This is a genomic window from Actinokineospora pegani, assembly GCF_009745975.1.
Lineage (GTDB): Bacteria > Actinomycetota > Actinomycetes > Mycobacteriales > Pseudonocardiaceae > Actinokineospora > Actinokineospora pegani.
The window spans coordinates 1-412 of sequence record NZ_WHOL01000005.1 but is presented as its reverse complement, the minus strand read 5'-3'; the positions used below and the strand labels follow the sequence as shown (position 1 = coordinate 412).

General features: G+C 69.9%; 1 protein-coding gene. It reads right to left on the bottom strand.

All coding sequences use genetic code 11. The annotated features are described in order from the left end of the window. Positions 1-412, bottom strand: a 412-nt coding sequence (locus GCL84_RS00280) for a dienelactone hydrolase family protein (RefSeq protein WP_197522903.1), incomplete at both ends; no start/stop codon positions are given.

Below are 412 nucleotides of genomic sequence, written 5' to 3'. Positions count from 1 at the left end.
GCGCAGTTCGAGGTAGGCGCGGTCGAGGGAGCTGGGCAGGCTGTTGTAGAAGGGGATGGAGTGCCTCGCGACGGACGCGACGCTATCGGATTCGGCGCCCACGACCAGGGTGGGGACGCGCAGGGACGACCAGTTCTTGGTCAGGTTCCAGCCGGTGAGGGGGATCGCGGCTTGCAGGCCGGGGCGGGAGCGGGCGGCTTCCAGTGCTCCGCCGCCGCCCATGGAGTGCCCGATGACGCCGAGGCGGGTCCTGTCGACACGGCTGCTGACCGGGCTGCGCGCGGTGAGGTGGTCCAAGGCGGCCAAGAGTTGCCTGCCCCGGCTGTCGGGTTGGTCCTGAGTGGTCAGTGTGTCGATGGTGAAGACCACGAAGCCCTGGGAGGCCAGCCGCCGTCCCAGCCAGGAGATGCTC